The organism is Bdellovibrio bacteriovorus, from assembly GCF_001592755.1.
GTDB lineage: Bacteria > Bdellovibrionota > Bdellovibrionia > Bdellovibrionales > Bdellovibrionaceae > Bdellovibrio > Bdellovibrio bacteriovorus_E.
This window is the reverse complement of the sequence record NZ_LUKF01000014.1, coordinates 207,744-233,290: the sequence shown is the minus strand read 5'-3', so window position 1 is coordinate 233,290 and position 25,547 is coordinate 207,744. Positions and strand designations below refer to the sequence as shown.

Genomic DNA, 25,547 nt, shown 5'->3' with positions numbered 1-25,547 from the left:
TAAATTTGACGACTTTAGAAGAACTTTGGAAAGGACTTTCTCAACATGGCTACTGAAGTAAAACTGCCTGAACTTGGCGAAGGTGTTACAGAAGGTGAATTGGTAAAATGGTTGGTAAAACCAGGTGACTCTGTTAAAGCGGATCAACCTATCGCTGAAGTATTGACGGACAAAGCAACTGTTGAGGTTCCATCTCCTGTTGCCGGCACTGTCAAAGATTTGAAATTCAAAGCCGGCGATGTTGTGAAAGTGGGATCGACAATGATCACTCTTGAAGGTGGCGCGAGTGCGGCGGCTTCGGCTCCCGCTTCTAAGCCTGCAGCTCCCACTGCTTCTGCTCCCGCTCCTCAAGCAGCAAAACCGGCAGCCGGTGGCGGTAAAGTTCAAGACATCAAACTTCCTGAATTGGGAGAAGGTGTTACTGAAGGTGAACTTGTAAAATGGTTGGTAAAACCAGGTGACTCTGTAAAAGCGGATCAAGCTATTGCAGAAGTTTTGACGGACAAAGCGACGGTGGAAGTTCCAACTCCCGTTGCGGGCGTTGTGAAAGATTTGAAATTCAAAACTGGTGAAGTTGTAAAAGTCGGATCTACTATGATTACTCTAGAAGGTGGCGCAGGTGCGGCTCCTTCAGCTCCGGCAGCTCAACCTCCAGCGGGTGCGCAACGTGAAGTTCCGGCTTCGGCTCATGCGAACTTTGCAGCGGCTCACTCTGCTCCGGCGCAAGCTTCTTCAGCAGCAACTACGGCTACAGGGATCTTCCCTCCCGTTGCAGATTCGAAAGTTCTTGCGACTCCAGCGACACGTCGTTTGGCTCGTGAAATGGGTGTTGATATCAATTCATTGGGTGGTACAGGTCTAGCGGGTCGTGTGACTCGTGAAGATGTCTTGTCAGCAAAAGGTGGCGCTCCAGCCGCGGCGAAAGCTCCGGCTTCGGTTCCAGGTATGTCGATCCCGAAACCAGCTTATCAAGGCCCAGCAGGTGCGGCGGAAGAGCGCGTTCCATTGATCGGTATCCGTAAGAAGATTGCTGAAAACATGCAACGTTCTAAGCACGTGATCCCTCACTTCACGATCATGGATGAAGCGAAAGTGGATGCGATGGTTGCAATGCGTGAGTCTTTGAAAGAACACGCTGAAAAGCACGGCACAAAAATCACTTATCTGCCAATCGTGATGAAAGCATTGATCGCGACAATCCGCGAATTCCCAATGTTCAATGCATCTATCGACGATGCGGCGGGTGAAATCGTTTACAAAAAATACTTCAACCTTGGTTTCGCGGCCGACACTCCAAACGGACTTGTTGTTCCAGTGATCAAGAATGCAGACCAAAAAACGATCTTGGAAATCTCTAAAGAAATCTTGGATCTTTCTAAACGTGCTCGCGACGGTAAGTTGAAACCAGACGAAATGAAAGGTGCAACTATCACTGTAACAAACATCGGCTCTATCGGTGGCACATACGCGACTCCAGTGATCAACCACCCCGAAGTGGCGATCCTTGGTATGTACAAAATTGATGAAAAACCAGTGATCAAAGACGGTCAGTTGAAAGCTATCAAAGTGATGAACTACACAATGACAGCGGATCACCGTTTGATTGATGGTGCTGTGGCCGCTCGCTTCTTGGCTGCCTTCATCGCGCGTATTGAAAACCCTGGTAAACTTTTGGTGGAGCTTGTCTAGCCCCTGGCTAGCTTGGAGATAGAAATGGCACAAACTTTTGACGTCGTAGTAATTGGTGCGGGTCCTGGCGGTTACGTCGCTGCGATCCGTGCGGCACAACTTGGATTTAAAACAGCTGTTATCGAAAGAGAATTTTTAGGCGGCGTGTGCTTGAACGTGGGATGTATCCCATCTAAAGCCATGATCACAGCCACTCACCTTTTGCATAAAGCGCAACACAACTTCAAAGACATGGGTTTAATGATCAAGGGTGATATCACTGTTGATATGAAACAACTTGTGACTTGGAAACAATCTGTTTGCGATAAAATGTCTGGTGGCGTGAAGCAACTTCTTAAAGGTTACGGCGTTACGCACATTCCTGGCGAAGCGAACTTCAAAAACTCGAAAGAGATCACAGTGAAGTCTTCGGCTGGCGAAGATACGATTCAAGCAAAATACTTTATCGTCGCAACTGGTTCTCGTCCGATTGAAATCCCTGGTTTCAAATTTGATGAAAAAGACATCTGTTCATCAACAGGCGCGTTGGCTTTTGATACTATTCCTAAGCGTGTCGCTGTTATCGGCGGTGGTTATATCGGTCTAGAGATTTCTTCTTACCTTCGTAAATTGGGCACAGAAGTGACTGTGATCGAAGCTCAATCTGCATTGCTTGCAGGTGTTGTTGATCCAGACTGCGCACAAGTAGTTGAACGTAAGCTTAAAAAAGCCGGCGTCAACGTCATGTACGGGGCAAAAGCGAAAGGTCAGAAAAAAGTCAAAGACGGTTACGAAGTGACTGTTGAGATCAACGGCAAAGAAGAAGTTGTTAAGTGCGATAAGATTCTTGTGACTGTAGGTCGTCGCCCTAATGGCGATCAAGCCAACTTAAAAGCGGCGGGTATCGCGGTTGACGAGCGTGGCTTTATTAAAGTGGATGCTCAACGCAGAACCAATGTTCAAAACATCTTTGCTATCGGTGACGTCGCGGGACAACCCATGCTAGCGCACAAAGCTTCTCACGAAGGTGTGTTGGTGGCTGAAGTTATTTCCGGTCAAAATCGTGTTTACGATGCGAAAACAGTTCCGGCGGTTGTATTTACGGATCCAGAAATTGCATCTGCAGGCATGACCGAAGCTGAAGCCAAAGCGAAGGGCTTCACCGATCTATTGATTGGTAAAGTTCCATTCGGAGCGAATGGTCGCGCCGTGAGCATGATGGAAACGGACGGTTTCGTTAAAATGATCGCTGATAAGAAAACGCATGTTTTGTTGGGCGTTCACATTGTGGGACCAGAGGCTTCCAATTTGATCTCTGAAGCTGTTCTAGCCATCGAGATGGGGGCACGCATGGAAGACATCGCATTGTCGATCCATCCACATCCTACGCTTGGTGAAGCAATGATGGAAACCGCTGAAGCCACACTTGGCCACGCGATTCACATCATTCAAAAACCACTTCCGAAATAAACCAAAAAGCCCCGTCGAAAAACGGGGCTTTTTTTTGCGCAAAATCATAAACAGACTTCGTGACTGACGTGATCTCGCTGAGCAATTGTACTTTTTGGCACCGAATTTCGCGGCATCGTTTGTGCATATTTATAGTAAAAAAATATTTTTTGGCGTCACTATGACACCTTTCCATTGGGGGAATACATGAAACACCTTTTCGCAGCGCTTCTATTGATGTGCTCTTCGGCACCAGCAGCTCATGCTGATGTTATGGATTCTGAATATCAGGCAGAAACTTCTTATATCAGACCGGGTCCTCGTCCTCCGGGTCGCCCTGCTCCTTATCCAGATCCTGTGCGCCCAGGTCCACGCCCTCCGCACAATCCAGGCTACCCTCCGTATCCAAATCCGCCACCATCTTACCGTTATGAATACGTGACATGTTCTTCTTACGGTTATCGTTACCAAGAGTGCTACTTCAACTCTTACGGTGTTTCTCAAATCCGTTTGTACTCTCAACACTCTTATGATGCTTGCATCTGGGGTCGCACTGCGGGTGCTTATGGTGACCGCGTTTGGGTTGATCGCGGTTGTAATGCGACTTTCGAAATCATTCGCTATTACTAATTTCTGTTTCACAAAGTGTTTTAAGCCCGCCGCGTGCGGGCTTTTTTCTTTCTGTATCTTGTCGCTTCTGTTGCATGACAACGACAAGTCTCTTCCGCATTTGCTAACGTAAAAGAATGGAAATACGAATCGGCATTTCAGGCTGGCTCTATCCACCCTGGCGCAAAATATTCTATCCTGAAGATCTTCCGCAGAAGCAAGAGCTGCACTATGCAAGTCGGCAGGTGTCTTCTATCGAAATCAACGGTTCGTTTTATTCTTCGCAAAGCCCTGAGTCCTACCAGAAGTGGTTCGTCACAACACCGAAAGACTTCGTCTTTTCGGTGAAGGGCCCGCGTTACATCACTCACATTCGACGCTTAAAAGACATCGAAGAGCCCTTAGCGAACTTTTTTGCAACGGGTGTGTTGTACCTTCAAGAAAAGTTAGGCGCTTTTTTGTGGCAATTCCCACCCAACTTTCTATTCGATGAAGAACGTCTGGAAAATTTCTTTAAACTTTTACCAACGACATTTTCTGAGGCGGTGAAGCTTTCGGAATCATCACCGCGTTATGGGAAGCGATATCCTCGGCCTTTTAAAAGTATTAAAAAGAAACTTCGTCATGCCATTGAGGTCCGCCATCACTCGTTTGAAAATCCCGCCTTTATTGATCTTTTAAGAAAGTACAATATTGCGTTGGTGTTTGCCGATACGGCGGGGACATGGCCTTACATGGAAGATCTAACAAGTGACTTTGTGTACTTGCGGCTGCACGGTCCTGAAGAACTCTATGCCAGTGGGTATGACGATGCGACACTGCGGTGGTGGGCCGATCGGTTGAAACTGTGGACCGAAGGAAAAGAGCCTACAAATGCGCTTTCAATCAGCGACAAGCCTGCGACCGAAAGAAAGCGGGACGCTTTCGTTTATTTCGACAACGACATCAAAGTGCGCGCTCCGTTTGATGCTCAGTCCTTGATGCGAATGCTGGGTAAGAAGGCTTCTAAAGAAGATTCTGCCAGGCGGCCGCCAGAGCTAAATTTATAATCGCACCTAAAATTTGAGCCTCGTACAGCCACCGAGCACGCCAAGAAGAGCTGTCGAGCGAAAAATTCAAAAATATATTAAGGGCCCGAAAGACGGGCTTTTTTTCTTCCATAAAGTTTCAATAAAAGACGAACTCTTATACGAGTTGCGCCGAAATTGTTGTCAGTGATGAACTCTTAGACAGTGAAGCTTCCTGAGCTGTAATTAACGGGCTTACAAAGGCTGTCTCCCTAGCATCACTCTTGCTCTTATCAAAGGCATGAAGACCCTTGAAAACATGAAGAAAATTATCAATGCCGTCTCAAAAAGAAGCACCCGCAATGTGTTGGGTTCGCTCGTCATGATGACTTTGGTGATTGCTCTTTTTAACTCTGCTAGTTTCCCGGTCGTTGTCGCGCAAATCAAAAAGATCCAGAAAATGATCTTGGACGGCGTCGTCTTTTCACATGATCCGGAAGTGGTCTATCACCGCGAAGAAATTCTGAATGACTATCAGAACCGCATCTCTGATGAGTTCTCAATCCCTGCAAACCTACGTGATCGCGTCGGGTTTTGGTTTGATATTTACACTCGCTATGACTCGAACAAAAAGGTCGTCCACCACGCGATGTATCCGTGGATTGTTTTTAAAGTGATTGATATTTCTCACATCATTAATGCCGAGACTCCAAAGGCCCGCTGGATGCGCAATATGAAAGCGGATGATTTTGTTGACGAGGAAATTAAGAAGATTAAACAAGCGATGAAGTCCTTGGCTGAAGGTCAAGACGTTGATGACGAAAACCCGTATCAAGTCGCCATCGCTAAAGCTTTTGAAAACGTCGAAGGTTCTTTGCAGGAAAATGCTCAGGATGCACTTAAAAATATTCGCTCGCAAACAGGCCAAAAGAACTTCTTTGCTGAAGGTATCGAAGTCAGTCCTTTGTACTTAAGTGGTATGGAAGAAATCTTCCGCAATCACAAACTTCCGGTAGAACTCACGCGTATTCCTTTCGTGGAAAGCAGCTTCAATCGTCATGCGGTTAGTAAAGTCGGCGCTTCGGGCATCTGGCAATTTATGGATTACACCGGTAAGAGCTTTATGACGGTGAATGATCATATCGATGAAAGAAATTCTCCGTTCAAAGCTACCGATGCGGCGGCTCGCTTGCTTAAAGAAAATCACATGATTCTAAAACGCTCTTGGCCTATGGCTATTACGGCGTGGAATCACGGCCCTTCAGGTATTCGTCGTGCGGCGAAAGCAGCGGAAAGTGACGACCTGGGTGTTATTATCGCCAACTATCAATCGAAGACTTTTGATTTTGCTTCTTCAAATTTTTATTGTGAGTTCTTAGCGGCTCTTTATGCGGAAAAGTATCACGAGCAAATCTATAAAGATCTTCAATACGAAAAGACTTTAGATTTACACACAGTGAAATTGGCGCGCGCTATTTCAGCGAAAGAACTTCTTCGTCGCAGCGGTTTAGCTAAAGAAGATTTCGTTATGTACAATCCGGATCTTAAAAAAGCGTTGGACAGAAACGTCGCTATTCCATCAGGCTTTAGCTTGATGGTGGACACACCGGCGCGCCTGGTTTTAAAGAGTCTTCTGACTAAAGACACTCGCGCTGTGGAAGATACTAAAATCACGCAGAACGACGACTTTGAATCCACTTCGGCTATCAGCAAAAACTAAAAGGGCCTTGGTAGGCCCTTTTCCCGCGACGTGCTGAAATATTTCGGTCTATTTCAAGCAAGAGTAATAAACTTCGTAATCGCCTTTCGGCAACATATCGCTAAAAACGACATTCACACCATTAATCGTACGAGCCCCGTTATAAACCTGTCCATCTTTCAGAACAAGCAAGGATCTCATGCTGTCAATAACAGGAGAACATGACAGGGTGATGGATTTAAGTGTCTGGCGCACACCTTCAGCGATCCCTTGGACTTGCGCTGCATAGTCTGTTGCGCACACATCACCAATCACACCCCCTGTCAGTTTTGAAATCTGTTCGTATCGGTAACCTGCGGAATAACCTTCGCCGCTTAGGCACGCTTTATCGTCAGGGCGAGCGATGATCGAGTGAAAGCTCACACTTTTTTGTCCGTTGAAGGCTGTTTGCACATACTTCACAAAGTTTGCCGGGTCGTTTTTAGCTCCGTTAGCGGACTCATCTTCGTCAGAGATCAAGACCACCGCCAACTGCGAGTCCGAGCGAATAAAGTTTTTATTAGTTGCCGTCGACGCTAAAGATCTTTCGATCGCGCGATAAGCCGCATAAATCCCTTGTTCATCGCCACTGCCTGTTTCAGGTCTTTGCAATGTCATACCTAAGGCATTTCTGGCTACCGTGTCGCTCATTGATGAATTCAAAATGTAGTTATTTGTTTGGCCATAGATGGGAACTAAACGTCCATCACCCAATGTTGAATTTGATGGATCCGTCGTCGTCACCGCGATCTGCCAATCCAGTCCTTTAACGACATCCAAAAAGTTGCGCACACGTGAAGCCATGCTTTTTTGCTCGTATTCCATGGATCCCGAGTTGTCGATCACGAATAAGATATCGACTTTTTGATACTCGTTGACCTTCACGTTTTGAACCATTTGTTTGTACAAAGACGTGACCGTGAATGTGACGGACTTTTCTGAATACTGATTGAACTTGTCCGTCGCTGACACCTTCAAGGTGTATTCGCCGCCAGCAAGTTTGGGGAATACTATTTTGTTCGTCCCTGCCGCACAAGGCTTGGATACGGCCCCCACCATGCAGGTCACACTTTGGACACCCGCACCTGGGTCCGTCACCGAGAACACCACTTCAACATCCGTACCTTCTTCAACCGGAGCTGAAGGGTATTTGGCGAAAACGATTTCTGGGCCCGCCTGATCGATATAAATTCTGCGAACATAACAAACACTTGTTCGGCCGTCATGGTCACGGAATTGAACGCTCAATGGAACACTTTGATTTGTTTTAGAACTCAGGAAGTAACGGCTTCCGACAAAGCTTGCAAAAGTTCCTGCAGAGCAAGTTTCATCTTCAGAAATTTTCGTGTAAGCGCTGGTAAATGGAGGATAGAAATCAAGAAGCAGATTATTAGATCCCGTAAGAACTTCGCCTTTATTGATATCAAACCCGTTAGGTTCAGTGGATTGCGGGACAGTTCCACCGTTGTCCCCGCCACCGGTACCACCACCACCCGTGCTGCCAGGATCCTCCGGAGGAGGCTCCGTGATCACAGAGAAATCGCCGTTGTTATTATTTGAAGGAGCTTCCGTGCCTCCGCCGTTTTCAAGACATCCTGTCAGTGCGATAGCTCCTAGCAGAACGACGATCAATCCTAGATTCTTCATGAGATACTCCCTCTCTGAATTCCATTGTGAAAGCAAAGATGGGGGCATTTCAAACGAATCTCATTTTGAAATTTTTGTGACTAAAGCGTTTACACACCCAAAAACATTGCTGTCCAATTTTTTTTCACTTCAAAGAAACCAGCCCTTTTCATCGAAGTGCATGACAATGTTTCCGTTCAATGGCAAAAAAAGGTATGTCGGTTTTGCAGTTTCAAGATTGGGGTCTGATCAACTATGAAGACGCCCTGAAAAAACAGTTGGCTTTGGTAGAGAAGATTTCAAAAGAAAATCTTCCGGGTGTTCTTGTATTCTGCACGCATCCCCCCGTCGTGACATTAGGTCGCTCTACGAAGCCTGGAGATGTCTTTGCTTGGCAAGGCCCTCAAGTTGAGGTCACTCGCGGCGGACGCGCGACCTATCACGGCCCCAGCCAGCTTGTTGTCTACCCGATTATTAATTTAAATCAGATGCGCAAAGGTCGCAAAGAACGCGACATCGTTCCTTTTCTACGCGTTTTTGAAGAAGGCATTGTCGAAGTTCTAAAATCCTATGGTCTTGAAAACGTAGAAGGTCGTTCGCTCACAGACGATACCGGCGTATGGATCGGCAATAAAAAAGTGGCTTCGGTCGGCGTGGGCATTCGTCAATGGGTCAGCTTTCACGGCGCCGCCATTAACATGACGTACGATTCTCAAGCGTTTCAAGGTTTGAATCCTTGTGGTTTCCCACCTGAAACGATGATCAGTCTTGAAGAGCTTTTGAAACGTCCCGTAAATTTGGACGATTTTAAAGAGAAACTGAAATTAAAACTTCTGGATATTTTATAGAATAAAGGGAAGGTCCCCGGTCGAACCTTCCCGAAAAACATGGCTATATAATTAATAGTAATTCGAGGAACGGTGGTCTCTTCCGTAGTCTTCGTCGGAATCCATATCGTCATCTTCATCCCAGTCTGACTGAGTTGAATAACGATCTTCATCATAGTCGTCATCCCAATCACGTCCTCGGCCTCCTTGACTCGCGCGTCCGCCCATCGAAGAAATGCGTCTTTGTTCCTCAGAATCCATCGATGCGAAACCGCGATTGCTACGGCCTTCACTGCGACTTCCACGATCATCGTCATAGTCTTCGCTGCGACTGCGACCGCCTCCGTGACTCGCACGACCTCCCATGGAGGAAATTCTTCTTTGTTCTTCACGATCCATGGCTGCGAAGCCGCGATTGCTGCGGCCTTCACCGCGACTTCCGCGATCGTCGTCATAGTCTTCGTTTCGACCACGGCCACCACCGTGACTTGCGCGTCCACCCATTGAAGAAATCCTTCTTTGCTCTTCTCGGTCCATCGCCGCGAAGCCACGCTCGCTGCCGCCTCCGCCACGACTGCTACGGTCCGATCCTTCGTAGCTTTCTTCTTCTCGACGACCACGACCGCCGCCATGACTTGCTCTTCCTCCCATGGAAGAAATCCTTCTTTGTTCTTCTGGATCCATCGCCGCAAATCCTCGTTTAGAGGATCCCCGACTGCTTGATGACCTAGATGCCATAACACCCTCCTTGATTATTCTCAGACCGAGAGTTGTTCTCGGTCCCACAACCTTGAAGCAGATGTCGTAAAGTGAAAAGGCAGAGGTCTAAGAATCAGAAAATCAGTGCGGAAAATGCTCTGAAACAACATCAAAAAACAAAAAGACGGAGCCCGTTGGGACATCCGTCTTGTGAAGAAAAATACAGCTTTTTTGAAATCAAAAATTCGTTTAAAAAAATTTGATTGGCGCGGTGGATTGCAAAAAAGAAGCAGGCACCTTTAATTTTTCTTGGTGATGAAGTGGTCTAGAGACCAGCGACCGGCACCGTGAAGTAGGAAGAATAATGCTGTGAAAAGGTAGAGCAAAGCCATTTCTTTTTGCTGGAAAGAATCTGCCGCGTGGACACCAAAGACGGCTACTAGCATGGTGATAATGACGGTTAAAGCTGCCGGACGGGTTAGAAGACCTGCTGCAAGTAAAAGTCCGCCGGCGAATTCAGCCAAAGCGGCAAGCCATGCAAAAAGTTCTGGTGCCGGGAAGCCCATTCCGGAAACGCCACCGATCAACATTTCATTCGGAGGAAGCTTTCCTAAGCCGTGGGAAAATGCCATCGTCAATCCGATGAAGACGCGCAAAATGGCCAAAGCCACGTCGTCTAAATTTGTATTGTAGTTTTTAGCTGCAAGAAGTCGCATCATGAAGTTTTTCATTGTTGTGGTCCTTTGATGTTTATTGAGGTTCCGGCGCCGAGGCCTGGAACTTTTTAAGCATAGGAATAATAACGGTGCGACGGCTGCCAGTTAGACACGTGTTGAAAAGTTCAACCAGGTCTTCGGTTTCATTGTGCGAAATATCGCCGTCATAAAAAGCCATCGACCATTTTTCAAAAAGACGATCCACCGCCGTCGTCTCAATAAGCACGCGGATCGAATGATTGCGATCGTCCATCAGAATTTTACTTAGAACTTTTTTGACGTCTTGTTCGCGGCCTTCTAGAAGCTGCAAGAAATAGCCATCGCGAAAAATAAGAACTCCGGTGACCTCTTCCGTCTCGTTATTAATGCGTGAGACTTCGAGAATATCCTGAATATCAGAATAGCTGATATCCTCGGCAGCCTGACTTAAATAAACCAGTTGGAATACAGGTCCCATTAGTTCCTTTGTCTGTTAGGCAGGGCGGCTCATCATGATGACGGCTTCACCCTTCACCACGACATCGCCATTCAGTTTCGCCGCGTTTGTTTCAACAGTGGCGATACCTTTTTCTTTGCGAATGCCCGTGATTTTGATCGTGATCACAATCGTATCATCGATGAATACAGGATTTACGAATTTCAAAGACTGGCCTAGGTAAATACCGCCGCCACCGATGCCATCAACAAGAGCTCTGGAAATCAGAGCCCCTACGATCATACCGTGAGCAATACGGCGACCGAATCTGCTTTTAGAAGCATAATCATCATCCAAGTGAATAGGATTGCGATCTCCGGAAAGATCCGCAAATTGCTGCACCATTTTGTCAGTCACCTGAACAGTAATGGAAGCTGTGTATCCTACATCAATCGAAGTCGCCGTATCAGTCATCTTAAAAAACTCCTACAAAATATTCGCTGCCAGTTCTGCGAGCTCAGATCTTTCACCTTTCGTCAGAGTGACATGGGCCGCGATAGGTTGGCCTTTGAATCTCTCGACGGCATACGTAAGACCGCTGTTCGCTGAATCCACGTAAGGGTTATCGATCTGGTAAACGTCGCCCGTAAGAACTACTTTCGTCCCTCGGCCGGCACGCGTAACGATCGTCTTGATTTCATGCGGAGTCAAGTTTTGTGCTTCGTCAACAATGAGGTATTGCTTCGGAATGCTGCGACCGCGAATGTAAGTCAAAGGCTCAATATTCAGCATACCCTGATTAATAAGCTCTTGCGCGCGACCGGCTGCTTTTTTGTCCGCACCCATCAAGAATTCAACGTTATCAAAAATTGGCTGCATCCAGGGATTTAATTTTTGCTCAATGTCACCTGGCAAATAACCGATGTCACGTCCCATAGGGAAGATCGGACGAGATACGAGTAATCTCTGAAATTGACCTTGATCCAAAGTCTTATGAAGACCCGCAGCAATCGCCATCAAAGTTTTACCCGTACCGGCTTTACCCACCAGCGAGATAAACATGATTTCATCGTTCAACAAGCAGTCCAATGCGAAAGCTTGTTCGACGTTGCGAGCATGAATGCCCCAAATAGAATCCGCTGCCTGAACAAGAGGCACGATCGCTTTTTCATTATTGCTATAGCGACCAATAGCGGAATGATTTGGATTCGCAGAATCCTTCATGATCACGTATTGGTTGGCGTAAAGTTTCACATCTGTGACGAAACGTTTTTCTTTGTAGAAAGCATCGATCTGATCTGGAGTCACCATGATCTCTTGATAACCTTCGTAAAGGTCGTCGCGATTGATGTCGTTTGTTTCGTAGTCTTTCGCAACAACACCGTAAACGTCCGCTTTGATACGAAGATTGATGTCTTTAGAGATCAATTCCACTTTGTAGCGTGGATGTTGTTTTTGCAAAGCTAGCGCCGTATTCAAGATACGGTTGTCCGCTTTTTGGTGATCCAATTCTGAAGGCATCCCCGCCAACATCAAATCCGTATTGATGTAGACCATGGTTTCAGAATTATCGATCTGCACGCCACTCGCTAAGGAACCCTTCGCACGAAGCACGTCGATAAAACGGCTGAATTGACGGGCGTTACGTCCGTTTTCGCCTTGGTCTCTTTTAAACTTATCCACCTCTTCGATAACAGAGATGGGAATATGTACGTCGGCCTCGCCGAATCGCAGGATAGCCTGAGCATCGAAAAGAATGACATTCGTGTCGACAACAATTTTTCTGCGTTTAGCTTTACTCAAGGACATCCCTCCGTAGTTATAGTCCTGAGAAATTCTGCAATTCAGACAGCAGAACTTCTACTGTCTAAATTGCAACAAATTGCAGGACTAAAGTCTACGGAAAAGGGCCGCGTGATTAAATTAAGAGATGTGGGAAACGAGAACGTCCCCGGAATCAGTTTTCAGACTAGCGCTGACGTTTTCGATGAACTTTACAAAATGATGAAGTGCGACATCATTCATCGTGCCTTTCACGAAATTAGCACCGTGACGAACAACACCTTCATCTTCGATAGCACGACTGTTTGTGACACGAATCGTGAATGGGAAATAAGTCGAATGATTCAAGTACACACGCATAGCCACTTCGTCTCCTTGAGAGAAGCCGCCTTCAGTGAGTTCCAAATCAAACGCCATCCCGTTTTCAGAGATATCGTACAAAGCTGCTTTCAAAAGACCTTTTTCAGGAAGGACTACAAACGCCCCCACGAACTCAGTCAGAATCGTACGTTTTACATCACGACGATCGCGGCTCAGAATTTCTTGACGAGCCTCAGTAATATCAAGGACCTCAGCACGCGCTTCGAATTTTGTATTTTCTAAAGAATTTTGACCTCTTAGGCGCGGCGTAATATCGAGAACCTTACCCATTTTTCCCCCTGTGACTCATTTCTTATCGGTAAAATATGTTTCAACTTTAGCCGTCTTGCACCAAGGTCCAGTTTCGTCTTATATTGAGACATGCCTGTTATTCGCGCCGTCTTTATTAGCGTTTTAGTTCACTTCCTCTTAATGGGGACAGTAATTTGGATCGCGCCGAAATTTCAGCTTCCTGAACCGGAAACTATTGAAGTGGAACTGACACCGGAAGCGCAGATCATGCAGGCCCTGAAACCCAAAGAGCAGCAAATCGTTCGACAAGCGATAGTTCCTGAAAAAATGAAGCTTCCTGAAGACGACACTTTGGCGAAATTCCTTTCTGAACAAAAACAACGTGTGAAAGAAGAAACTCGCGCTGCTCAATCAGGGATGACTACAAATCGCAGCAATCAAGCTGCGGTTTCGGAACCGAAAAAACCGACGCCGACCCCGCCCCAAAGATCGCGCAATACCGAATCTCATCCAAGTATGGACAAGGATGGCTTTAAAGAGGTCGACATCAGTAAAGATTTGCAAGAGATGAATCGCTTCAACGAGGGCATGTCCACGATCGGCGAAACTATGCCGAACGAAATGAAAGTGGGTTCCTTCACCGCACTCAATACGGATCGCTATTTGTTCTATACGTTCTATGCACGCATGGAAGAGCTGGTTCGCTATCGCTGGGAAAGCCGAGTGCAACAAGCTATTGATAGATTTGATCGACTGACTTTGGTGAATGCGGGAAATCGCAACTGGGTCACCCACATCGAATTTCTTTTGGATAAAAACGGATACCTTCGTCAGTCTTTGATCATGAAAAGTTCCGGCATTCCGGCATTTGATGCCGCAGCAGTGAACGCGTTTCGTGATGCCAAGGTTTTCCCTAATCCTCCTCCTGAAATGGTGCAGGAAGATGGTTATATCCATATTAAATTTTCGTTCACCGTGAACTACGCGCCTCCTGTTCTGGTGAATAGAAATTAAGAGCTGCTAGAGATCGCCACTTGGACTTTAGGATGACTCATCAACACCATTTCTGGTTTCCATTTCCACTTTTGTCTAGCTGCGGTCTTAAATTTCTGTCACTCGCCACAGTCCTTGCTAGAATGAAAAGATATGAAAAAAGTATTTTCTGTCTTTGTTCTGACCGTTTTGTTCATGTCTTCCCCGGCCCATGCTCTTTATACGGAATTGGGTCTTTCTTACGGACGAAAAACGACGACTTTTGATGAAAACAACTCCTTCGACTCTGAATCTATCACGGGCTCGATCTCAATCTACTTTCTGGAACGTCTCGCGCTGGAACTGAGCTACACAGACGCGCGCGGCTTGCGTGAAGAAAAAGCGAATTCTTCGGATCCTCAACGTACAACAACGCAAAAATCCCAAATCATGGGTGCGGACCTGATTCTGGTTTTCGCGGATAAAAAATCTTTGTTTCAACCCTACATCAAGGGTGGCGGCGCGCAGATCAGCCGTTTCCAAGAAGTTAAAATCGAAGGACAGGACTCCTATACGATCGAACCTGAAAATGCGACCGTTCCCAGTTACGGCGCCGGTTTAAAAATTCAAATGACAGAGACCTTCGGGATCAAGTTGAGCTATGACGTTTGGAAGACGCCCATTGGTGGCGGCATGCAAACGGATGACTCTTCAGTTCGTGCGGGCATCACTTGGGTGCTCTAAAATCTCTGACTCTAGCCACTCTTCTGATAGGTCTGACGGGATGCCAGATGGGCTATCTGATGAAATCTGGCATGGGACAAATGCAATTGCTGAGCAGTCGCGTCCCTTTAGAGGAAGCTTTAAAAGATCCTAAACTAGAAGACAGTAAAAAGCAGAAATTGCGCTTAGCTCAAGAGGCCCGCGTATTTGCCGAGCAAGAGCTGCACTTGACCGCGACAAAAAACTACACGTCTTACGTGGAACTAGGTCGACCTTATGTCACGTATGTCGTGAGTGCGGCCCCACGTTGGGAATTAAAGCATTATCAATGGTCGTATCCATTCATGGGAAAGATGCCTTACAAGGGCTTCTTCAATGAGGCCGACGCTCAAGAACTTGAAAAAGAAATGCAGAAAGAAGATCTCGATACATACATGCGGGGTGTTTCTGCTTACAGCACATTAGGTTGGTTTAACGACCCTATTTTAAGTTCCATGCTTCGCTATGACGATTATACTTTGGTGAACACGATCATTCACGAAACCGTGCATGCGACCTTGTACATCAAAAATTCCGCGGACTTTAACGAACGTTTGGCAACATTCTTAGGCAATAAAGGCGCCGAACAGTTTTATTTAAAACGCGAAGGCCCAAATTCTCCGACGTTAAAAGAAATTCAAAAAGAAAGTTCTGACAGCAAAACATTCTCGAAGTTCATCTCTGCGGAGCTTAAGGATTTAGAAAACTGGTATAAAAATCTTCCCTCCAATAAACGTGACGAGGCACAACGTCTTCGGCGGATTCACGAAATTCAGGACAAGTTCGTTAAAGAGATCCAGCCGCAGATGTTGACAGACAACTATGCAAAGTTCCCCGAACTGAAGTTGAACAACGCCCGCCTTCTTGTTTATAAGACATATATGCAGGACTTGAGTGAGTTCGAAAAACTTTATGAACTTGTCGGATCCAATTATTCTCGTTTCATTGAAACCTGCAAATCCTTGGAAAAATCAAAAGATCCAAACCAAGGTTTGAAAGATTTGATCCAAAATCTGAGCGCCGCAAAATAGCCTAGTTGTTTTTTCCTGACGATGACTTCGTCTTTAAAAATTCGTATCCTCTTTCAAAGTTCCCGGAGGATTCAAATGATGAAGTATGTTGTTCTTACTTGCGCATCCGCACTTCTTTTCGCCTGCACCACCACCTCAAAACCAGAAACACGTTTGCAAAAATTAAACGACGTGGGTGTTGTCGCTCTTTTTGATGACACGCTTCCGGTAAAGTATGTAGGCACAAATAAAAAGACCAATAAAGAAATGTCCGCCAACATCAGCACCTGGTCTTTAAATCAAAGTGTGGCCGCTGAAATTCAGAACAGCTTGAAGGATAAAAATAAAAAAGTCTTCGAGCTGAATGTAGATCCCGTAGTGATTAAAACAGGGAAAGAAACCGGAGCCCAGTTAAAGGACATTTACCTTGGCAATCGCTATCAAGCTCTTCAAGAATATCTAGGCACCGAAGCCGAAAAACAAGGGGCAAAATACCTCTTCGTCATTCACCCGGCAACTCATGAGTCTTACACAAATTATCGCGCGGGTTTTGGCTTCTTCTGCCAATCTACCACGAACGTGAAAGGAGACTTGCAAGGCTACACGCTGTTGCGTGCGCAACTCTGGAATGTGAAAACAAAAGAGTTGGAAGCCACGGTGAATATCACGCCAGAAGATCTGGCATTTAAAACGGGCAAAACTTGTGCGGAGGCCCTGAAGCTTGGTCCTGAGAAAGTCGCGACTTTGTACAAGGAACAAATGATGGACCTCGCTAAAAAGTCAGCTGATCTAGTTTTAATTCGCACAGGATTGCAGAATTAATACTGATTAATCACACACTATCACCTTCTCACGATTGTATTGAGTACAATAAGGGCAGATCAACCGTAGGAGGTGATATATGGCTAATCAAAACATGAACCAACAGAATCAGCAGTCTTCGAAAATCCCTTCTAAAGAACAAAACCTGGAAAAAGAGTCACGCAACCAAGGCCAACAACAACAGCAGCCTGGTAGCCAACAAAGCGAACAACAATTCCAAGGTAATGTTGAAGACGATTCCGAAGAACAAGCTCCTTAGTTTAGCTGTTCCACGAAATTTTCTGAGATAATGTCCTGGGAAGTGTTCCGCCATAAAAAGCGAAACATTTCCCAGACCTAATAAACTTCTGTCCTATCCTCAAAGTGTTCCACGAGCCCGAATATTACGATTTTCCACATAGACATCAATTTTTCTCCTTGATACGCAGGCGGCATCTAAAGGAGAAACCATGAAACAACTTATTGCTATGGTAACTGTTGTACTTTCTTTTTCTGCTGCAAATGCGGCTTCAAACTGTGTATCTGAAATGATGAAGAAGACTCACGGTGACCGTGAACTTGCTTCTCAACTTTGCCGTTTGGGCGAAGCGACTTGCAACGTTTCTGAAATCATCAGACAGAACAACGGCATCAACTACGCTGACGCTATCCAATTGTGCGCAAAAGCTGCCGGCCCAGATCGTTCTGAGTTCGAAGCTTGTATCCGTTCAGGCAAAAACTACTCTGACTGTAACTAATTATTTTTCTTCGATGAGTTTTGGCGAAGGGAGTGCTTTGCTTCCTTTGCCATTGCTTTCAGGATTGGCGAGCATGGATTTAATTCGATTCGTTAAATCCTGCTTGATCACCAGATATTGAGCCATTCGCTCTGACCCCAGAAGGGGTTTTAGTTTATCGAACTCCTCTTCACCCACTCGTCCATAGCTTTGCAACGTTTTGCGGTACTTTGTAAGTTCGTCCTCTTTGGATTTCGCGTTCGCTGCCTTCTGCATTTTTTCAACAGAGACTTGCAACTCGTGATTGAGGTCTGCTTTTTTCCGATTCAGGCTTTTAACAATGTCCGTGAACTTTTTTTCTTCCACCGGAGTCAGCTTTAATTCGTCACTCATTTTCCAAATAAGCAACTCTTCCAGCTGATTGCGTTTTTCCGCCGCGTGCGCAGCGGAAACCAACGACGTGGAAAACAGAATTGAAATAGTGAACAGAAAAATCAAACGCACTTTTATCACCCGACAATGGGTGATTAGCGTCCGCTTTCACCCATGATTTTATTGAATTTAGATCCTGATAAATTTTCGAATGATTCGCGAGCTACGTCCATATAAAAATCAGATTCGCTCTGAGTGCTGATTAAAGTCTGGGATAAATCCTCTGGGGACAACAAGGCTTCTGCTACAATTCTTTCATGACCATCGCTCAACAATCCTACGCGTTGCATGGATTGGTTTACTTTTGACACCTGAGTGAGCAAGAGTGACGCCAAAATAAAAAGAGATGTTACACCGCCTGCAGGATAAAGCCATCCTCTCCAGTGAGAGCGCAAAAGATTTCGTGGCGTCATCAACATCGGCGCGGGAGCAATTGCAGTCTCCTCGACCTCGGCCATGATCTTGTCGTGCAGACGATTGAAGAAATCTTCATTCATCGGGAGTTCAAGATCATCGGCTTTCTTAAGTCCTTTTCGAACTTTGTCTAATCGATCCATACGATCCATTGATTATCCTTCTGCTTCCGCAAATCTTTGATTCACTTCCATAAAGAAACCACCTACTTCTTCCGTCCAATTTTTGAGCTCTGCTTTTTGCTCAAAAGTTTGACGAAGTTTAAGGAGAGCGTGGCGGTAATTCGCCTTCGCAGTGTCGTAAGGACACTCCATAATATCGGCAATCTCGTTAAAGCTAAGGTCTTCGTAAACGCGAAGAACCAACGCTGTTTTTTGTTTGAAGGGTAACTTCTCCACCTCTTGCTGAAGGATGTCAGCCACCGCCGTGTGAACCAGAGTTGTTTCAGCTTCAGCATCCACTGCCAGCTGCACATCATCTATATCGACGGTTTCCCTTTTCCACTCACGGATTTTGTTTCTTGCTGTATTCACAGCGATTTGAAACAACCAGCTTTTGAAAGAAGCTCTGCCCTCAAATGAGTTCAGCTTCTCGTAAGCTTTGATGAACGCTTCTTGCGTCACATCCTCCGCGGTGTCCATGTCCTTCACAAACCTCAAACTCAGTCGCAGCACACTTCTCTGATGTCGTTTCACGAGTTCGGAAAAAGAACGTCTGTCGCCAGACTTTACTTTTTCAACCAGTTCAAGATCCGATACTAAAAGATCTCTCTCCATACTTTGACTCGCTTCTGTCTAAATTCGGTTAACGTTCTGAATTTTTTTCCCAGTGAAGCCGTCTGGCCCCCCTCAGCTCGCGGTAAATTCGCCCCCAAACCCGCGCTGCCTACACTGTTTCGTTAATGCAACGTTGATGCCGAAGAAAGGTGGTCAAAATGGCTCTAAATATATGAAATAATTTAGGAATTACGCATTCCGTTATAACACGTATTAGCAAAACTTATGGATCCGGGCCTTGGTCTAGGAACACGACGACACTGGAAAGATTTCTGAATGGGTCCGCGCCCCCTGTGGGAATCACCGGAACTCTGCTAAAACAGCGCTCATGAAAAATATCGGACTTTTACTAACGGCGGTGCTCTTTTGGGGATCGGTGTCACTGGCGCAGGCTCTTCCTGAAGAGGGTGCACTTCGCCACCTTATGCTCGATCAAAAAGATGAACTTTTTTATGATCGTGGTGTGATTCCCGCTAACCAATCGAGCTCTTTATGTGGTCCTACCAGTGCCGCGAACTGGTTGCAGCTTCAGGCACAAACTTTTTCTAAAGAGGAGTTGGTAGACCTTATTAAAGAAACCGGCGAGGCACTGCGCCCTCATTATATAGAGATCAATCGCGGCTTGCTGGAAACAGACCTAGTCCGCTTTTTAAAAATTCTTGATACTAAGTTGAATATCAAGCGTGACTTCGTTATCAAAGGCCGCACGAATTTCAATATTGAAGAAGTATGGTCAGACAAGATTCAAATCTTGATGTTGAACTATACAGAGATTCGGCCGCAAAACCCACCAGGACGTGGGGGACGCTTTCCTCCTCGCCGTGACATACCCTTTCCTGATGATATGCTTAATGACCGTCCTCCGGTGCGAGGAAATCATTTTGTCTTAAAGGTCTTTGCAGATAAAGAAAAAGGTCTGATCGGCGTGATCGATCCCGAAAGCCCGACACGCTATACTTGGCTTCAGGCGGGTTCGGAAAACTTCGTTCGTCCTGCCGGTCGCGAAGACTTTAAAGAGTTCGCGTTCGGCATCCCTTTACGTTGGACTGTCCTTAGCCTGATTGAAGAAAAATAGTTCGGGTAAAAAAAAGGGCCTCTTTTCAGAGGCCCTACACACATAGGAATCAAAACTCATTTCTGATTCAAAATAATTATTCAAGACAAAGTAACGAACCCAAAGACGCTGGTGGCATTGGGTAGATTTGTTCGCGTTGGATGTTCGCGATCAAATGACCTGTGACTCCGCGCTCAACTTCAACAAGAAGTTTACCGTCACCTTTGCGAGACTCTGCACATTGATACACAGAAGTTTTATCAGCTAGTTTTGATTTCTTGCTGTCGCGGCAGTGAAGGCTGATAGTATCCTCACCGATAGTCAAAAGACCTTGTTTCAAAGTAACCGCGTAAGTGTCACGAATTTCAAACACCACTTGGATGTCATCAATTTTACCAGTGCAAACGGCGTGAACTACAGGTGTTTGGGCTTGAGCTGAAAACGCAGTCAAAAGAGTGATAAGAGCAGCGCTAAGTTTCATGGCATTCCTCCGAATGTTTCGGAAGAGAGTATTAACAAATCTTAGCCGGAACCGTAAGAGAATTCAGTGGACGGGAGCTTCTTTCAAAAGAAAGCCATTTTTTGTACTCGCTGGCCCCCGAAATAAAAAAAGCCTCCTATTGGAGGCTTTCTCGTGGAAACCTATGGAGCAATCGTAACCTTGTTACGGCCACCTTGCTTCGACTGATAAAGCGCCTTGTCTGCGCGGTCGTATATCTGAGTCCACTCAGTTTCTTGTGGTAATTTCGTGGCTACGCCGACAGAAATTGTTACAGGAATCTTTTTATTCTCAAAAACGAATTCATGAGCTTCGATAGTTTGGCGAATACGCTCACCCACTTCGCCGGCTGTTTTCGAAGGAGATCCTGAAAGAAGCAGGACGAACTCTTCTCCACCGTAGCGTGCAAAGAAATCGTTCGAGCGAATCAATTTAGTGATGACAATCCGGCATAACTCTTTAAGCACATGGTCGCCACCAGGGTGTCCGTAGTTGTCATTGATTTTCTTAAAGTGGTCGATATCAAAAGTCACTAAGCTCAGCGGCTCGTTGAGGACTTCGGCGCGTTTCATCGCCTCGGGTCCCTTTTCAAGAAGAGCCCCTTTGGAGTGCGCTCCCGTCAACGCGTCTTTTTGCGCGCGCTCGTACATCGCCGCATTGGTCATCGCTTCGATACTTCCTTTTTCAAGGAACTTGAAGATGACATTCCCAGTTTTAATCTGGTCATTATTTTTTAGAAGACAAGAAGCCAGCGGCGGAATGACTTGGCCATTCACGATGGTTTTATTTGTAGAACCTAGATCAATCACCGACACTTCACTGCCATTCACCGCAAATTTTGCGTGCGAACGACTTAAACTTTTATCGTCGATGTAAACTTGGCTTTCCACCGAGCGACCGATCACGATGTCGTTCGCGGTGATAGGATATTGTTTTCCCACGTATCCCGGAGGACCAATTAAAACAACAATCGCCGGTGGAACTTCGTCGGCCTCTTTCAGACGACCGCGGAAAGTGTCACTGGCGACAATACTGGTTTTTTCTAAGTTGTCATTGGAAGAATCATCGTTGTGAGCCATAGAGGAAAGTATAAATCTCCTCTACGACTGATGACAATCACGCTTTCTTCAATTTCTCTTTCGCTAGTCTCTTGCCTAGCTCTACACCTGGTTGATTAAAGGCATCGATTTGCAAGTATTCACCTAGGCCCGCAACGACAAGTTCCCAGAACATAAACATATAACCCAATGCATGTTCATCTAGGACCTTTGTCTTAAGAGTCATCGTTGACACTCCATTTTGAGTGAGCGCTTCTTGTGTGGCCAAAGCTTCTGCCCTCAATAGCTCACCCATGGTGCGGCCTTCAAGATCCATAGTTTCTTTGAACTGCGCTTTTTTCAAACGCTGAGATCCGGCTTCGGCTTCTTCGATGCGCATGAAGATCACGAATTTATCGCGATGACCTTCCATCACTTGTTGCAAGATCGAGTGCTGATCAGAAGCTCCGACCGCTGACATCGGAGTGCTGGCACGTGCCGCAGGTCCACCGTCACGACCGTGAGCTTTTCCTAAAGACTCGGCCCACAATTGTTGAAACCAAGCGCCGAAGTTTTTAAGGCGTGAACCATAGAACCACAAAAGAGTGATCCACTCTTCGCGCTTATAACTTTGCGCTACATGCGCCATAGTTTGCGTCACTAAGGCCGTGTCTTGCAATGCACGCATTGCACCTACGCGAAACTTTTCTAAGTCTAAGCCAAAATAAGCTGCGGGCATCATTCCTACGGGTGACAGAACGGAAAAGCGTCCGCCGACATCCACTGGAATTTCGCACATAGGAATGTCATTCTTTTTCGCCCACTGAACTAGCGTGTTGTCTTTGCTTTCAGAGATAACAACACTTTGAGAAGCCAGATTTAGATTCTCTTGCTTGTACATTTGATCGATAAATTCTAATGAACACAAAGATTCGATCGTTGTTCCGCTCTTAGAGATGAAAACCCAGCCAACCTCTTTCAGGTCCCCGAGCTCTTCCATCAGAGTTTCAAACTCTAAGGCATCCACATTATCGACAAAGAACATGTTCTTTGCGCGAAAGACTTCCGCCAAAACACGATTTCCCAAAGAGCTGCCACCAAGACCGACCACCACCAATTGCTTGAAGCGACGGCTGAACTCTTGACCCACTTTGTGAGATTGCTGCCACAAAGGAATGCGCTCTACCAATTGAGGAAAGCCAATGTCCTTACGGTGTAAAAAGATTTTTAGGGATTCCTGGCACTTTTGCAGGATAGCATCATCGAGTTTATGACCAGCTTGAACAATTTCCAACATACGTCCGCCTCATTGTAAGAGAGGCCAGTATAGTTGGCCCCTAAGAAATCGCAACGTCTTCTTCGATACGATGATAACCCTTCCACTCTTTCAGTCGGCCACGAGGACGACCTCCGTCTTCAGGGTACTCAATCAGCACATAAGTCAGCTTTGTGATTTTTCCTAGGGACACAATATCCAAAGATGTGATCTCCGTCCATGTTCCCGAGTTAAAATATTCTTTATTCTCGGACCACTGACGATATTGGTAAACATGGGTGTGGCCAAAAACAACTGTATGCACGCGGTCATCGTGAAGAATTTTACGCGCTGATTCACTCAAATCAGGAAAGATCGCACTTTCTGCAATGACTTTGATGATCCGCTTCAAAGGATAGTGACGACGTGGATCTTTAATGAAAGCACTTTTGGCAAAATAGAAAAGCGCCATAAAGAAAGCGCGAATCATGGTTTTAGTTTCGTTCATCAAAGACCAGCGCACCATTTTTCCGAACGGACGAATTTTATCGACGTGCGGATAGTGTTGTTTGATCTTTAACACCACTTCCAAGAAAAAGTGGGAACCAAAAGGCAAATTCAAGATGGGCTCTACCAAATCTTTCTTTAGGAAAAACTTTTTGGGGTCCATACGGTTGGCCGCTTCGTGCATGTGCCCATGCTCAATGTGCACACCATCAAAAAAGTAAACGATGTTTTTGAAACGAATAGGCGTGCCGATCACTTGGTTCAGATAAGCGCGACACGCAGGCCACAACATACCTTGATCGTGATTGCCTACGATGTAAGTCACGGTGTTGTTCGGCTTAGAGGCAAATTCCGCCAGCGCTTTGAAAACGTTTTGGTGACCTTTGACGATCTCTTTTAAAATTTCCAGAGTGACGGATTCAGTGATGACGGAAAGAAAATGGCCTTTGTAATCACACTGCAAGAAGTTAAGAAAATCCCCGTTGATGATAAGTTCCACTTCGTAATCGCGGTACACACCCGAAGAATAGTAGTGGATGAACTCCACTAACTTTTCCCCATAGTAGAACTCTTCTAAAGAGTTGATTCCGCCTTGTTCCAATAGACGACCTTTCCCCAGATGGAGGTCGCTCACAATCACTTTGATTTTTTTAATAGGAGCGGGCTTCACCGCGACGGCGGTCTCGTTGCTCTCTTCTGGGGAAGCAGATTCCATACTACTCAGCTTTCTTCAGTGGAATGGCACTTTCCTCTTTAGCTTCCAAGTTCGTCAAGGCTAAACGCAGAGCACGCTCTGTACGTTTGACCTGATCTTGGTTGGCCTCGATAGTCTTGTTAAGCTCAAGACATTTCTTACGGTAATTATCGAGTTCCTGAGAGAGCTGATCAATCTTTCTTTTCTGTTCTAAAATATACTCATCTTTGGACCGAACAAGAGCCGACTTCTCTGCACGCAGCAGTTCCAGACGGTTTTCAAGTTCTCTTTCGCGAACGCGGATCTTTTTAAAGTCAGATTTAAGTCTAGTTTCCAGTTCTTCAACTTTAATACGCGCCTTGGCAACTTCGTTTTCTTTGTACTGAAGATTGCCTTTTAAAATAAGAATTTCACTTTGCGCGGACTCTTGAATCTCGGCTTTTTCTTTTTCTAAAGCCGTAATGCGAACTGTCAGTTCATCCGTGCGGGAACGAATGATTTCACCAGCCGAAGCCAATTCTTCATTGTCGCCACGAAGATGTTCCACTTCTTTTTCAAGTTCAAGGATGCGTTGTTGCGCCAGCTTCAGGTTTTCGGCCTGAGCTAAACTGGCATCCACAGATGTCATCACGTTGGCAGAGCCCCGGCTTCCGCGGAAATTACCGACGCTGACTTTGACATCCACGTCAGCAGACTTGCGCGCACCCAAACGAGCGTTAGCAAAACCATCCACTGCCACAGTTTTATCAGCGTCCGAATTTGTCGACGCCACCGAAGATGTCACATTGAAATCTTGTTGAATAGAAACCGTTTTGTCTTCACCACCACTAGCTTGTCCACTAAAGACCGGTCGAGTCGCTTCGTCCTCATCGGAAGAAGAGTCACTCGATTCGCTAGATGAAAAATCTGGCGTGGGAGGAGAAAATAATTCATCGGAAGATTGGTATCCACCACCGGCAGAAGGACCTTGATAGCGTTCTTCTTCAGCGGTCGGAGCCCCGTTCACCATGAAACGCTCTGACGGTGGCAAATCACCGAAGCCTTCTGGCATATCAAAATCTTCAACGGGAACTTCTTCCTCGGAAGAAGCTTCCACTCCGCCGGTAAACTCAGAGGCATCAAGATCTTTCTCTAAGCCCTTTTCTAAGTTGTCCCACAGATTATTTCCCGCACTGGTATTTTCCACGCGGTGAGCTTCGTCTTCCAGAGTTGGCAAACCAGAAAAGTCATCCTCCGATTGCCCCGCATGATACGAAGAATCGGCCTGAATATCCTTAAGATCATCCATCAAGGACTCAATAAGGTTTTCCGCGGCTGAAGATTTCTTTTTCTTTTTGCTCATATCTATAGGGAAATATCGGAATTTTTCCTGGTCCCCTTTAAGAATAAAACAGCTTGCCCCCTACATCAGGATCAAGGTCGGGAGATTCTTAGTATGAGACACTCTCG

General features: G+C 45.9%; 28 protein-coding genes. 13 read left to right on the top strand and 15 right to left on the bottom strand.

Going from position 1 to position 25,547, the window contains the following annotated elements; translation table 11 throughout:
• Positions 1 to 45 precede the first annotated feature (45 nt).
• The 5 genes from AZI85_RS09180 (at position 46) to AZI85_RS09160 (ending at position 6,453) form a co-directional block, all read left to right on the top strand.
• Positions 46 to 1,689 (top strand): 2-oxo acid dehydrogenase subunit E2, encoded by a 1,644-nt coding sequence (locus AZI85_RS09180; protein WP_063243793.1) that lies wholly within the window; start codon positions 46 to 48, stop codon positions 1,687 to 1,689.
• 24 nt (positions 1,690 to 1,713) lie between these two features.
• Positions 1,714 to 3,138, top strand: a complete 1,425-nt coding sequence (lpdA, locus tag AZI85_RS09175) for a dihydrolipoyl dehydrogenase (RefSeq protein WP_063243792.1) — start codon at positions 1,714 to 1,716, stop codon at positions 3,136 to 3,138.
• 186 nt (positions 3,139 to 3,324) lie between these two features.
• Positions 3,325 to 3,747: a DUF3011 domain-containing protein gene (locus AZI85_RS09170; protein ID WP_063243791.1), complete on the top strand. Its 423-nt coding sequence runs from the start codon at positions 3,325 to 3,327 to the stop codon at positions 3,745 to 3,747.
• 116 nt (positions 3,748 to 3,863) lie between these two features.
• The gene (locus tag AZI85_RS09165; protein ID WP_063243790.1) at positions 3,864 to 4,775 is read left to right on the top strand and encodes a DUF72 domain-containing protein; all 912 of its coding nucleotides are present in this window, start codon (positions 3,864 to 3,866) and stop codon (positions 4,773 to 4,775) included.
• 259 nt (positions 4,776 to 5,034) lie between these two features.
• Positions 5,035 to 6,453, top strand: coding sequence for a lytic transglycosylase domain-containing protein (locus tag AZI85_RS09160; protein WP_063243789.1), 1,419 nt, complete (start codon positions 5,035 to 5,037; stop codon positions 6,451 to 6,453).
• 48 nt (positions 6,454 to 6,501) lie between these two features.
• On the opposite strand, the gene AZI85_RS09155 is transcribed toward AZI85_RS09160, so the two are convergent.
• Entirely contained in the window at positions 6,502 to 8,118 is a 1,617-nt protein-coding gene (locus AZI85_RS09155; protein ID WP_063243788.1) for a hypothetical protein, read from the bottom strand.
• 179 nt (positions 8,119 to 8,297) lie between these two features.
• Between AZI85_RS09155 and lipB the strand changes: the two genes are divergently transcribed.
• On the top strand, positions 8,298 to 8,945 hold the full coding sequence (lipB, locus tag AZI85_RS09150) for a lipoyl(octanoyl) transferase LipB (protein WP_253720922.1): 648 nt from the start codon (positions 8,298 to 8,300) through the stop codon (positions 8,943 to 8,945).
• A gap of 51 nt (positions 8,946 to 8,996) precedes the next feature.
• On the opposite strand, the gene AZI85_RS09145 is transcribed toward lipB, so the two are convergent.
• The 6 genes from AZI85_RS09145 to AZI85_RS09120 form a co-directional block, all read right to left on the bottom strand.
• Positions 8,997 to 9,662: a KGG domain-containing protein gene (locus AZI85_RS09145; RefSeq protein WP_081110967.1), complete on the bottom strand. Its 666-nt coding sequence runs from the start codon at positions 9,660 to 9,662 to the stop codon at positions 8,997 to 8,999.
• A 260-nt stretch (positions 9,663 to 9,922) separates the two neighbouring features.
• The gene (locus AZI85_RS09140; protein ID WP_063243786.1) at positions 9,923 to 10,354 is read right to left on the bottom strand and encodes a DoxX family protein; all 432 of its coding nucleotides are present in this window, start codon (positions 10,352 to 10,354) and stop codon (positions 9,923 to 9,925) included.
• A 19-nt stretch (positions 10,355 to 10,373) separates the two neighbouring features.
• A complete protein-coding gene (locus AZI85_RS09135) occupies positions 10,374 to 10,796 on the bottom strand; it encodes a BLUF domain-containing protein (protein ID WP_063243785.1) in 423 nt (140 codons plus the stop codon).
• Positions 10,797 to 10,811: 15 nt separating this feature from the next.
• Complete coding sequence (locus AZI85_RS09130) at positions 10,812 to 11,228, bottom strand: MaoC family dehydratase (RefSeq protein ID WP_063206448.1); 417 nt, start codon at positions 11,226 to 11,228, stop codon at positions 10,812 to 10,814.
• 12 nt (positions 11,229 to 11,240) lie between these two features.
• Positions 11,241 to 12,563: a PhoH family protein gene (locus AZI85_RS09125; protein WP_063206447.1), complete on the bottom strand. Its 1,323-nt coding sequence runs from the start codon at positions 12,561 to 12,563 to the stop codon at positions 11,241 to 11,243.
• Positions 12,564 to 12,677: 114 nt separating this feature from the next.
• Entirely contained in the window at positions 12,678 to 13,187 is a 510-nt protein-coding gene (locus AZI85_RS09120; protein WP_063206446.1) for a PilZ domain-containing protein, read from the bottom strand.
• Positions 13,188 to 13,277: 90 nt separating this feature from the next.
• Here AZI85_RS09120 and AZI85_RS09115 point away from each other — a divergent pair, with 90 nt between their 5' ends.
• The 6 genes from AZI85_RS09115 to AZI85_RS09090 all read left to right on the top strand — a co-directional run bounded on the left by AZI85_RS09115 (position 13,278) and on the right by AZI85_RS09090 (position 17,451).
• Positions 13,278 to 14,162: a cell envelope integrity protein TolA gene (locus AZI85_RS09115; RefSeq protein ID WP_063243784.1), complete on the top strand. Its 885-nt coding sequence runs from the start codon at positions 13,278 to 13,280 to the stop codon at positions 14,160 to 14,162.
• 132 nt (positions 14,163 to 14,294) lie between these two features.
• Entirely contained in the window at positions 14,295 to 14,864 is a 570-nt protein-coding gene (locus AZI85_RS09110; RefSeq protein ID WP_063243783.1) for an outer membrane beta-barrel protein, read from the top strand.
• 47 nt (positions 14,865 to 14,911) lie between these two features.
• Positions 14,912 to 15,913: an aminopeptidase gene (locus AZI85_RS09105; protein ID WP_063243782.1), complete on the top strand. Its 1,002-nt coding sequence runs from the start codon at positions 14,912 to 14,914 to the stop codon at positions 15,911 to 15,913.
• Between the two features lie 75 nt (positions 15,914 to 15,988).
• The gene (locus tag AZI85_RS09100) at positions 15,989 to 16,714 is read left to right on the top strand and encodes a hypothetical protein (protein ID WP_063243781.1); all 726 of its coding nucleotides are present in this window, start codon (positions 15,989 to 15,991) and stop codon (positions 16,712 to 16,714) included.
• Positions 16,715 to 16,793: 79 nt separating this feature from the next.
• A complete protein-coding gene (locus AZI85_RS09095; protein ID WP_063243780.1) occupies positions 16,794 to 16,973 on the top strand; it encodes a hypothetical protein in 180 nt (59 codons plus the stop codon).
• Positions 16,974 to 17,163: 190 nt separating this feature from the next.
• Entirely contained in the window at positions 17,164 to 17,451 is a 288-nt protein-coding gene (locus AZI85_RS09090; protein WP_063243779.1) for a hypothetical protein, read from the top strand.
• Here the strand turns inward: AZI85_RS09090 and AZI85_RS09085 are convergent, their stop codons facing one another.
• The 3 genes from AZI85_RS09085 to AZI85_RS09075 are packed head-to-tail and all read right to left on the bottom strand — an operon-like array spanning position 17,452 to position 19,052.
• Positions 17,452 to 17,934, bottom strand: coding sequence for a hypothetical protein (locus AZI85_RS09085; RefSeq protein WP_063243778.1), 483 nt, complete (start codon positions 17,932 to 17,934; stop codon positions 17,452 to 17,454).
• Positions 17,935 to 17,957: 23 nt separating this feature from the next.
• Entirely contained in the window at positions 17,958 to 18,428 is a 471-nt protein-coding gene (locus AZI85_RS09080; RefSeq protein ID WP_063243777.1) for a hypothetical protein, read from the bottom strand.
• A gap of 3 nt (positions 18,429 to 18,431) precedes the next feature.
• On the bottom strand, positions 18,432 to 19,052 hold the full coding sequence (locus AZI85_RS09075) for an RNA polymerase sigma factor (protein ID WP_063243776.1): 621 nt from the start codon (positions 19,050 to 19,052) through the stop codon (positions 18,432 to 18,434).
• 328 nt (positions 19,053 to 19,380) lie between these two features.
• On the opposite strand from AZI85_RS09075, the gene AZI85_RS09070 reads away from it, so the two are divergent.
• The gene (locus AZI85_RS09070) at positions 19,381 to 20,127 is read left to right on the top strand and encodes a hypothetical protein (RefSeq protein WP_063243775.1); all 747 of its coding nucleotides are present in this window, start codon (positions 19,381 to 19,383) and stop codon (positions 20,125 to 20,127) included.
• Between the two features lie 76 nt (positions 20,128 to 20,203).
• Here the strand turns inward: AZI85_RS09070 and AZI85_RS09065 are convergent, their stop codons facing one another.
• The 5 genes from AZI85_RS09065 to AZI85_RS09040 form a co-directional block, all read right to left on the bottom strand.
• On the bottom strand, positions 20,204 to 20,587 hold the full coding sequence (locus AZI85_RS09065) for a hypothetical protein (protein WP_063243774.1): 384 nt from the start codon (positions 20,585 to 20,587) through the stop codon (positions 20,204 to 20,206).
• Positions 20,588 to 20,748: 161 nt separating this feature from the next.
• Complete coding sequence (locus AZI85_RS09055; protein ID WP_063243772.1) at positions 20,749 to 21,684, bottom strand: diguanylate cyclase; 936 nt, start codon at positions 21,682 to 21,684, stop codon at positions 20,749 to 20,751.
• 37 nt (positions 21,685 to 21,721) lie between these two features.
• Entirely contained in the window at positions 21,722 to 22,939 is a 1,218-nt protein-coding gene (locus tag AZI85_RS09050; protein WP_063243771.1) for a hypothetical protein, read from the bottom strand.
• 40 nt (positions 22,940 to 22,979) lie between these two features.
• Positions 22,980 to 24,119: a metallophosphoesterase gene (locus AZI85_RS09045; protein ID WP_063243770.1), complete on the bottom strand. Its 1,140-nt coding sequence runs from the start codon at positions 24,117 to 24,119 to the stop codon at positions 22,980 to 22,982.
• 1 nt (position 24,120) lies between these two features.
• Positions 24,121 to 25,440, bottom strand: coding sequence for a hypothetical protein (locus AZI85_RS09040; RefSeq protein ID WP_063243769.1), 1,320 nt, complete (start codon positions 25,438 to 25,440; stop codon positions 24,121 to 24,123).
• Positions 25,441 to 25,547: the final 107 nt, after the last annotated feature.